The sequence below is a fragment of the Anabaenopsis arnoldii genome (genome assembly GCF_028331025.1).
In the GTDB taxonomy this organism is placed as follows: Bacteria; Cyanobacteriota; Cyanobacteriia; order Cyanobacteriales; family Nostocaceae; genus Anabaenopsis; species Anabaenopsis arnoldii.
In genome coordinates, this window is sequence record NZ_JAQMUH010000012.1 from 1 (window position 1) to 8019 (window position 8019).

Annotated in this window: 8 protein-coding genes and 2 tRNA genes; 5 read left to right on the forward strand and 5 right to left on the reverse strand. The window is 39.4% G+C overall.

Features of this window, described 5'->3' with window-relative positions; translation table 11 throughout:
• Positions 1-162, reverse strand: a 162-nt coding sequence (locus PN457_RS01185; RefSeq protein WP_271730781.1) for a helix-turn-helix domain-containing protein, incomplete at its 3' end; no start/stop codon positions are given.
• Positions 163-384: 222 nt separating this feature from the next.
• Between PN457_RS01185 and PN457_RS01190 the strand changes: the two genes are divergently transcribed.
• Entirely contained in the window at positions 385-858 is a 474-nt protein-coding gene (locus PN457_RS01190; RefSeq protein ID WP_271730769.1) for a hypothetical protein, read from the forward strand.
• Between the two features lie 45 nt (positions 859-903).
• Here the strand turns inward: PN457_RS01190 and PN457_RS01195 are convergent.
• Positions 904-975 (reverse strand) — tRNA-Gln (locus PN457_RS01195).
• Between the two features lie 151 nt (positions 976-1126).
• Between PN457_RS01195 and PN457_RS01200 the strand changes: the two genes are divergently transcribed.
• A tRNA-Leu gene (locus PN457_RS01200) sits at positions 1127-1210 on the forward strand.
• Between the two features lie 927 nt (positions 1211-2137).
• Here the strand turns inward: PN457_RS01200 and cas12k are convergent.
• Positions 2138-4054 (reverse strand): type V CRISPR-associated protein Cas12k, encoded by a 1917-nt coding sequence (gene cas12k, locus PN457_RS01205; RefSeq protein ID WP_271730770.1) that lies wholly within the window; start codon positions 4052-4054, stop codon positions 2138-2140.
• 81 nt (positions 4055-4135) lie between these two features.
• Here cas12k and PN457_RS01210 point away from each other — a divergent pair, with 81 nt between their 5' ends.
• On the forward strand, positions 4136-4585 hold the full coding sequence (locus tag PN457_RS01210; RefSeq protein WP_271730771.1) for a MerR family transcriptional regulator: 450 nt from the start codon (positions 4136-4138) through the stop codon (positions 4583-4585).
• Positions 4586-4923: 338 nt separating this feature from the next.
• On the opposite strand, the gene PN457_RS01215 is transcribed toward PN457_RS01210, so the two are convergent.
• Positions 4924-5820: a P63C domain-containing protein gene (locus PN457_RS01215; RefSeq protein ID WP_271730773.1), complete on the reverse strand. Its 897-nt coding sequence runs from the start codon at positions 5818-5820 to the stop codon at positions 4924-4926.
• Between the two features lie 208 nt (positions 5821-6028).
• The gene (locus tag PN457_RS01220; protein ID WP_271730775.1) at positions 6029-6919 is read right to left on the reverse strand and encodes a helix-turn-helix domain-containing protein; all 891 of its coding nucleotides are present in this window, start codon (positions 6917-6919) and stop codon (positions 6029-6031) included.
• 292 nt (positions 6920-7211) lie between these two features.
• On the opposite strand from PN457_RS01220, the gene PN457_RS01225 reads away from it, so the two are divergent.
• Positions 7212-7550, forward strand: coding sequence for a DUF499 domain-containing protein (locus tag PN457_RS01225; protein ID WP_334310739.1), 339 nt, complete (start codon positions 7212-7214; stop codon positions 7548-7550).
• 1 nt (position 7551) lies between these two features.
• A complete protein-coding gene (locus tag PN457_RS01230; RefSeq protein WP_271730779.1) occupies positions 7552-7848 on the forward strand; it encodes a hypothetical protein in 297 nt (98 codons plus the stop codon).
• Positions 7849-8019 lie beyond the last annotated feature (171 nt).

The window sequence follows — 8019 nt, forward strand, 5'->3', positions numbered from 1 at the left end:
AAATTTGATTTTGTCTTGAGGATTAAGTTTGTTATGTAATAATACCTGTTGACAAAGTGCTAAACCTTGATTCCAAGCGTGTCTGGCTACTCCTGCGTGTTGCGCCAGTAGTAGTCGTTGTTGCTTGTTAACTTTGAGTTGGGTTTTGAATCCTAGTAGCATACAGTAATTTTACTGCAATTTTGTCACCAAGCCAAAAGATGACAGGAAATTTTGAGCCAATGTGATTATTTATTAGTATTAGTTAATAAAAGATTAACTAATACTAACCCTTTTTCAGTATAGAGTTTTATTCTCATCTTTCCCCTGTGAGTTCCTGGTACTGCCTTCATGTTATGATTATGGCGCTTGGCTTGGTTAATCAGCAATTTTTCTGTTCTAAGTATGGTTCAGTATACTCTCGCTCAAAGTCCAGAAATTATGCTCACTGTTTCTGGAAAAGATTCAGCCAAAGCCCGTGATAAAGCCATGGATCAGCTGATGGAATTAATGGATGCTGGTAAATTACCCACAGAATTGGAGGAGGGGTTTGGCCCTCAACAATTAATTGAGGTGAAGCCACAGACAAATTTTTCTGTCAGTGGTGAGGACAGTATTACAGAAGCTGTTCAGATTTTGAATAATCTCGCCACACTCAAGCTGAAGGTGCAGGAATCACGCGCCGAAGCCCTAGAAATTCGTCACGCTGTTGATGTTTTGTTTTCAGATAATCCGGTAACTGAAGAGGAAATTAATCGCCTCAAGGAAGGTTTTAAAGTCCTAAAAAACTTTGCCCAGGCTAATTTACGCTACCAGGAAGCTAGAGCTAAAGCCGAACACGCGCGGCAAATTTTAGATCAAGCTTTAAAGTCCCCCTAACAATAAATAAAAAAATAAGGAGCAGATTAATCTACTCCTTATTTACTGGGGCGCTAGGATTCGAACCTAGGGATGGCGGGACCAAAACCCGCTGCCTTACCGCTTGGCTACGCCCCAATGATTCACACTATGACAATATAGCAGCCTAACCAGGGGTAATGTCAAGTACCTTGACGAGAAATTTCCGAAAAATTTCCCCCTCTAAATTTTTTTGATTTACCAGTTGCAAATTCAGTTAAATAGGATATAATAGTAAAGTTGAAACCAAGGGCGGGTGGCGAAACTGGTAGACGCACCACACTCAAAATGTGGCGGCCTTGCGGTCATAGGAGTTCGATTCTCCTCCTGCCCATTAATTACAAAGTCAGTTGTACAGTGACTAATTATATGTCATCAGTGACTAATTGCTGTCGTTGTTGACAAATTACTGTCGCTAGAGACAAAAGAATGTATTTAGAAAGCCAGTGACAAATTGTTGTCATCGTGTTTATTGGTTTACTAAACTAGTCTATTGTAGCATTATAGCCTTGCATCTAGGCGCTTCAATAGCTTGCCTAATGTTGATTTTGCTATTACAGCTATAGATATTATGAGAATCGAACTCCTATCTTTCAACCCTCGCACAAGTCTTACCGTCAATTAGATTTTTATCGTGTTTACCCACGCTTGATTTTTTTTTAACCCACCCGGTACTAGGAGGGTTGTTGATGATTGACTTTCAACCCACCCCTAGTCGAGATGGTTGTTGAAACATAGCGTTGCCAACCTCAGTAGAGGTCAAAGATGATTGACTTTCAACCCACCCCTAGTCGAGATGGTTGTTGAAACCGCGCCCGTCTAGTCCCTTGTCAATACAGGTTTCCAAATGCGATTTTGGCGGATCTGTTTAAAAACTTGTTTTTTTGCTCTCAACTGAGGACATTTATTAATTCTCAAATGAGTCAAATAATTGCTGGACAAGGGTTTCAACGTTTTGGCAGATCCCTCAGGGTTTTTGCCCTTGCTTTGGTTTGCCAAAAAAAAGAAGAGGGAGGGTTCCCCCTTGGTCGGGGGTGATTCGGTAGCCACTACAGCAGTACATCCACGCCCTTGTTGCTGGGAGCGCACCTATCCTGTCCTAAGACAGCAGCATCAGGGTGAGTAGCTACTAGGGTCAGAAAGCAAGACTATATTGCTACAGTCAAACTAACCCATATTTTTCACAATTCAGAGACTCAAAAGAGTATGAATTGCGGCGCTGTTATATCTATTTTATTTTCAAGGTTCGGATATATATTTGTCAACTATGTTTGGTTAGGCGCAGATGATAAGCACGGAAGGCTAATTCTTTGGCTTGATCTTGAGGACTAGCACGAGTAGGCTGTTTCCCTTCTTCTATAACAATTCCTACTTGAGCGGCTTTACTTTGAATACTCTGAATCAGTCTTCCATAACTCCATTGATGGACGTTTATTCGATACTGTTTAGCGTATTTTTTTTGGATTTCTATGGAGCCAGGACTTTTTGCTTCTGCTAAAGATTGAATCTCGCTCTGGATAATCTCCCGCATATCTCCCAGCTTGGGTAAGACAATACTACCAGCTTTGTAGGTTTGGGCGATCGCAACTATTTCTTTTGCTAATAATCTGTCTATATACTCTCCTAACTCAGATGCGCCAAATTCATTGGGTGAGAAACTTTTTTGGGCTTTATGTCGTTGGTGAGATAAATATCGCTGTTGTTGTCTTTGGCGATTCAAGAGTTCGTAATTTTCACCAAGTAGTTGTTTAATACTGCGGTAAGCTAAGATTTTATTTGCACTGGCATCGACTACGGCTACTGTGGCAGGTTTTTCTAACCCTAGGCTTACTCCCACTAAAATATGTGATTGACCTTGGTACAGGGGTTGACTAGGACGATCATAGGAATTGTTTAATCGAGTCAGTGTTGTTTGTTTACGCTGAATAAATGCTTGCTGGTTATCGGTTAAGTCACTCTTGTTCTTCATGTTGGTGAGTATTTTGGCAATCTCTTCTGCTTTCTGTTGGCGAACTTGTTCTGTGCCTTCAGCAGTCCACAGGCGATTATCAACACAGCAAGAAAGGGTCAATCGGTTTAGCCAAGGTTCACCTTTACTCTCTCCTTCTTGCCAACCTATACGACCATTTCTGAGAGTGAACAAGGCACTGGAATACTGATTTTTGCTTTTGCGTTTAGTCTGTTGGTCTTCTAGGAAGCGTTTGAACCAGTGCAGTTGACGACTATCGCAGTATACTTCAAAAGTTAGGTCAGTCAATCCGTTGAAGTGAACGCACAGCCTACCTTTTTCATTTTTTGACCAAACTAGGTCTTCGCTCGTTTCAAAAGTCAGGGGAAAGGGAAGAGAACTTGATCGGCTTAAGAGAATATCTTGCCAGCGTTTGGCTTCAGTGTTGTCTTCTGGAACATTGGTTGTGGCGGTGAAAAGTGTTTCCAGCCATTTAGTTTTGGTTAAATCTCGACCTTTGGGAATTCGACTGGTTAATTTGTCTGTTAGCCTTTGAATTTGTATTTCTAGCTTACGGCGACGTTGAGCAAATTTGTCTGGGTCTTCTTGTTTGTCATTCAATTTACAGCCATTTTTTAGCAGATAGCTAATGGCACTACGGCTGAGTGTATCGTCAGTTTGTTGGTAAGCGTCAAATAATTTATGACATACACTTTTGTCAGGATTGGAAGCGAATGGTTTTTGGGATTTCTTGGCCTTTCTTGTTTTATTTGACGGGGGATCAGGGTCAGATGTTGGTGTTGCTGTTGCCAGAATTTCAGCAGCTTTGGCGCGAATAGTTTCCAAGCTGTAACCACTGGTTTCTACTAATTCGGCATCGCTATTGAGCATTTCTAACCAGCGTATTTTGCCATCTAGCTGCTGCTGTAGTCGTTTCTGGATTGTCAACCACGACTTGTAGATGTAATCCACAACATGAATCGCGGATGAATAACAACGGCTTGGTTGTCCGGTAAAACGAGGATCAGTTTCTAGTGGTTTGCAAAGTTTACTAACAATGCTTGACGGTAGGTTGCCATTTTTGCGCCATTTCTCGAAATCCGGGTGTTGGTGAAGTTGTTGTAGTAGTTCGTTGATTAGCGGTGTGTTTAATTCTGCCATCAACTTCCAGAGTTGACGGCGGGTAGATTCACTGGCAATTAGGCGACATTGAACGGTAATCTGACTCATGAAAATATAATATCATAAAAACACATAATGTTATTTAAAAATAATGTGTGATTTAGAAAAAATTTCTATAGGATGATCCTTATGGAGGAAAAATTCTACACAAGTACGGAAGCGGCTGAAATTACTAATTGTTCTCGCCGACAACTACAGTATTGGCGGGAGAAGGGGGTAATTGTACCTACGGTTAATGCCAGTGGTAAGGGTCGAAATGTTTATTATTCTAAAGCAGACTTGTTAGCACTGACGGCAATGGAGTATTTATTGTCTATGGGCTTGAATTTTGAAGTTTGCCAACAAATTCTGGTGACTCTAAAAACTAGGGAGTCTTGGCTGTTTCATGAGTCTCTTTCGGAGGGACAGATGAAACGCTTTATGGTGTTACTGGATACCAATAAGCATGATCTACAGTTGGTGGACTTTGATGGCAAGTTAGCGTTGGAAAATATCTATAATGGTTTCTCTGTTGTTTGCTTTTGGAGCGATCGCATTTATCAGCGGTTGCAGGAGCATCTGAGGAATTATGTTAGTTAAGAGGATGTTTGGAAAGTATTAAACAGGTAATTTTTATCTTAGGGAACAGGGAACAGGGAACAGGGAACAGGGAATGAGGAAATGAGGAATGAGGAAATGAGGAACAATCAAATCCAATCCCCTCCCCTTACAAGGGGAGGGTTAGGGTGGGGTAAAACAATATTTGATACACTATCATACCTGTTAAAACATCCTCTTAGAACTATCTATTGAACCCCTCAGCGCAGAGCTTAGGGGCACGACTGGCAGACACGCATCGCCCATGAGTTGCCAATGTGGCGAGTAAAACTCACCACATTGGCTTAATTTAAGCAACAAAAGTAAGTTGGCTTACTGTTTTAGTTGGTATTCATATTTCCATCCTCATGTTTTGGTTGCTGCAAAGGAAAAGATTTTTCTAGTAGTCTCTCAAAATCTTCCCAAGAATCAGAAGCTCTCATTAATGCGATAACTGCTGCTAGGTGACGAGAAAGATGTTCATGTCCGATATCTTGAGTAAGATACTGGTGGTGTTTTCTTAGGCGTTGGCCAGTTTGATATACCACAGGATTTAGTTTTCTTAATTCTTCTAAAATTCCTTGAGGTAATCTCGAATACACTATTTTATTTGTCAGTGTACCAACACATTGAGGTCGTTTTACTGACGAAGGTTTTTCCCAACCTCTCAAACGAAACATTTCTTCGTAAAATTCGTTTGGGAAACACTTAGTCCATGCTAAATATTCTTTCAGAACGTAAGCCTCAAGAATTTTCTGTAGCTCGTCTTTTTCTCTAGATTTTTGATAGCCAGTTGCTTCGTCTATAAGAGCAATAATTCCTACATCCGCAAAGCCACATATCAAAATTTCACATTGTTTTGCAATATGAAGCTGGTTTGGTTGCAGAACGCCAGCTTCTCTAGCACGCAAAAAAACTTTACAGACAGCAGGAAGTAGTTCTGCTCCGTATCCTGATGCTTTACCTCTAAATCCACCACCCTTTAGTGGCTTAAATGATATTGGGGCTGATGCACACCTCAAATCTTTAGAAATAAAGGGTTCTAGGTTTTTTGCAGCCAGAAAAGGGGGTAGGTTAGTGTACACCTGTCCTTGTCCACTTCTGCTTCTACCAATGGCACCCATAAAGTCACTCAGGGTCAAAACTCGACTCCCATCTTCCAAAACAGCGCATGATATGAGAGAGTCTCCAATTTTTAGCGTGCCTTCATGAGTAGCTTTCAGAATTGCTGTTGCCATGTTATTTTATCTCTTAGAGGATGTTTTTTTGGTCGGTAGGGTAGTCGAATCCCTCAGATTCGAGTTTAGTAGGCTCGTCTGGCTACCTAGCACCGACCATGAATTACATTTTTAGTCAGGCTACAGCCTGTTATTTGCATTATGAATAGAGGAAAATATCGCAGGTCAACATTCTGCTCTACACATAAACTACTAAAGTAACCTTGTATTATTTAGCTTTTTTGGCAAATATTTTTTGCCTAACTAGCATACGCGCTTTAGCTAAAATTTCCTCATTTGACTCTTCATTGCTGACAGAAGAATCAAATGAGGACAATTTTTTTTCCAGTTCTACAATTCTGTCATTCAGGAGCTTAATTTTTTCATTAAATATCTCTGTCAATCCTTCTGTGATATTTTCGATTAAAGTATTAGATGTTTCATCTAACATCTCTAATACTTCACCGATTGTCACTGTTTTAGAGTATAATTTATCGAAATCTATTTCTTCTGAGTATTCGGTGTTTTTACTTTGATGATGTAAATTTTCTCCCATAATTTCAGTTTTAGCCGAATTATCTGTCTTATTTTCATCGACTAACGTATATTCATCATCTTCATATTGTTCATTATTTTCATCGACTAACGTATATTCATCATCTTCATATTGTTCATAAACGCTAAGACTTTTCTCCTCTGCGTATTTCTCATAAGTGATTCCACGCTTAGACATAATTACATCAATTATCTTTGCAGATTTATTCCAATCTATGACTTGCGTAAAGAAATAACAGAGAGCATTTCCATTTTTCATTGTTTTAAACAATGGAAAATCTAGACCCCCAATCTTTGTCTCGCGCATTTTTTTTAAACGCACAGAGACGGCTGGATTTGATAAGCCAAGATGTTCCATCAATTCTTCAACTCTAACGGATCGATGTTCATTGATATTAGCTTTTAAAATATATTCGATTATCAATATATCTTTTTTATCTCTAGCAGATAAAATGTTGGCAATTATGTTTGATAACTGCTCTTCATTCCAGTTGATTTGAGGCGAGGAAGATGTCACTTCAATGGGTTGACTTTTTGTGGAGTTATCGTTTATGATGTTTTCCATGAATTATATGCACCTGATGATATCAGGTGTGTAATTTGGTCAAATGAATAACCATAAAATTTAATGCCATAGACAAAAAGTTTCCTAGGCTCAAGCTAGGCATTAAATTTTATGGTCGTATGTTATAGAAGAGAGGTAAAATTTCTCTTCTATATTTTTTTAGCATAAGGACAAAAAAAGATCAAGTCTTTTAGCTGATTTTTTTTTCTATTTTGGAGGATTAGAGAGGCAAATACCTATATATCTGGGAATTGGCAGTAAATCATTAAGCTTTTTTATTGTTTTTTCTAATATTCGCAAGCGGTTGTTTGAAAGACTACCAGATGAGGGCGAAATTTTAGAAGTTGCTCGTGCTTATGCGAAAGCAGTTAGCGATGCCAAACAAATGGATATCACTAACGCTTCCCCAGATAAGTTTACTACTCAACTTAAAGAATCTTATCCTTTTCATTTTGCTATCCGTGACCTTTACGCTCGGTTTCGAGAAAACCCCGGTTTTCAACAGACACGGGGTTTAATTAGATTGATGCGAGTAGTAGTATCCAGATTATTTGATGCTACACAAGGTAAAGCTGATCTACTTTACTTAATTCATGCTCATGATACTGAGAGATACAATCTGTGTATATAATATGCGTTACAAGGGGTCTGTAGAGGATAGGGTTCACGAATTACTTTCTAATCGGTTGTCAGCAATTCATCAGATGTTTGGGCAAATTCCTGATGTTCTCGAAGATATCTGGATAGAAGTTGCTATGGGAGAAATTGCAAAAGCTAACCAAACCATTGATGCTATTCCTAAACAACATCCTTTTGAAATTAAGTATCATAAACTGGAAAAAATAGCTTGGGAGTCTTGTAGTCAAGTTTTAGACAGTAGTGATAAAACAAAGCAGTTGTTACAGAGTTGGTATAATTTTTTGGGTTAAAGGATGTTTTAAAAGGTATGATTAGTGTATCAAATATTGTTTTACCCCACCCTAACCCTCCCCTTGTAAGGGGAGGGGATTGGATTTGATTGTTTCGGTTCCCCGTTCCCTGTTCCCCGTTCCCTGTTCCTCATTCCCTGTTCCCTGTTCCCTGTTCCCCGTTCCCTGTTC

Excerpts from the sequence above, each read along its gene's own strand:
- PN457_RS01190 (WP_271730769.1), top strand. The coding sequence starts at position 385 with ATGGTTCAGTATACTCTCGCTCAAAGTCCAGAAATTATGCTCACTGTT.
- cas12k (WP_271730770.1), bottom strand. The coding sequence starts at position 4,054 with ATGAGTCAGATTACCGTTCAATGTCGCCTAATTGCCAGTGAATCTACC.
- PN457_RS01210 (WP_271730771.1), top strand. The coding sequence starts at position 4,136 with ATGGAGGAAAAATTCTACACAAGTACGGAAGCGGCTGAAATTACTAAT.
- PN457_RS01215 (WP_271730773.1), bottom strand. The coding sequence starts at position 5,820 with ATGGCAACAGCAATTCTGAAAGCTACTCATGAAGGCACGCTAAAAATT.
- PN457_RS01220 (WP_271730775.1), bottom strand. The coding sequence starts at position 6,919 with ATGGAAAACATCATAAACGATAACTCCACAAAAAGTCAACCCATTGAA.
- PN457_RS01230 (WP_271730779.1), top strand. The coding sequence starts at position 7,552 with ATGCGTTACAAGGGGTCTGTAGAGGATAGGGTTCACGAATTACTTTCT.